The sequence below is a fragment of the Aeromonas sp. genome (genome assembly GCF_051657805.1).
In the GTDB taxonomy this organism is placed as follows: Bacteria; Pseudomonadota; Gammaproteobacteria; order Enterobacterales; family Aeromonadaceae; genus Aeromonas.
This window is the reverse complement of record NZ_JBOFLJ010000018.1, coordinates 1-1,289: the sequence shown is the minus strand read 5'-3', so window position 1 is coordinate 1,289 and position 1,289 is coordinate 1. Positions and strand designations below refer to the sequence as shown.

Here is a 1,289-nt window from a genome sequence, read left to right as displayed (position 1 = left end):
ACATGGGTGACAACTTCTTTCCATTTTGATGGGTTAATGCAAGGAGGGCGATAGGGGTCTTCGGTGGGGTGACCGAAAAGCACGTAAGCTGCATAGACGCTGGCCACGGCGGATTCGATGAAGAATTTGATGATGTGCGCGATGCCGGTGTCATCCACAAAGACGGGTTGGTGGCGCTCGATGGTGCCGTCTGGGCGAAGGATGATGCCCTGGTTGAGAGAGTCAGCGGTAGCCCGTGCGAAAGTGGCAACAACGTCGGGTGGTGCTGATTTGGGGAGCTGGATCCGCTGGATGAGGGGCTCCTCAAGGGCTTGCTGCGGGACGTCCATGACATTAGCGAAGTAGGCTCGCAATTCGCCGTATAACATGTAGAGGCTGGAGGATGCCCTCCAGCCAAAGATGGCGGACACGGGGAGAACCAGCCAGCACCGCCAGACTGTGGCGAAGGCTGGACCCATGTCGGGATGATAGAGGACGCGATGGAAGGCGGCGGAGATATCGTCAGTGGACTGCACTATCTCTTCGTCTGGGAATGAAATGTGAAGGTTCCAAAGCCAGGAGCGGTAACGCTGGAAGGCTGTGCCGTAGTAAATCGTCGGGTTTTGGTCCTCGTCAACACCCGGGGCTGGGCATTGTGCGTTTACGTTGCCGGTGTCGGAAGGGGTGAGAGTTGTGGAAGGATCGACACATCGGCGAGGTTTGGGGTCGCCGTAGCGGTAGGCGACCCGGAATAGAGCGAGAAGCAGGCCTGAGAAGAAGCGCCAGAGGAATCTGGGCAAGATGATGTGATAGGAAAGTTTCTCCTCCTTGCGGAGCGTCTCGTCCACATCACTAGCGTTTTCGGTGACGTTGGGTGATGGGGGAGCTGCGTTGCGGAAATGGCAGGATGTGTTGCTGGACTTGTAGGAAGCTTTCAGAGGGACGCCTTCCAAGCAAGCTTTATGGGCCCGTTCAAAATCGGGTGTGGGAAAGGAGTGGGGAGGTGGCCGATCGGGAATTCTGTTGATCTCGGCAAAAGTCTCGTCCCAGTTGCGATGGGTGCCTGTGTATGGGCCACGGAGCCAGCGAATAAGGTCACCATAGTCACAGTTGAAGCGCAGGAAAGCGCAGGCCATAAGATGGACTCTACTGGGGTCCACCCGGAGGCCGAGGTGCTAAGAGGGGGGTGAGATCAGCAGCGGACGCGTGTGCTCGCAGGAGGGCATATTGGGACATGACAGGGCTTAGTTGAGTTATGTGTAGGCGGTCGAGAGGCTGTAAGAAATCCCATGCAAGATGCCAGATGAGAT

The 1,289-nt window shown here is 56.9% G+C and carries 1 protein-coding gene; it reads right to left on the bottom strand.

The features are described 5' to 3' along the window. Nucleotides 1-1,115: hypothetical protein (locus tag ACRCYW_RS05590; RefSeq protein WP_438549161.1), on the bottom strand; the 1,115-nt coding region annotated here is incomplete at its 3' end. Between the last annotated feature and the right edge of the window lie 174 nt (nucleotides 1,116-1,289).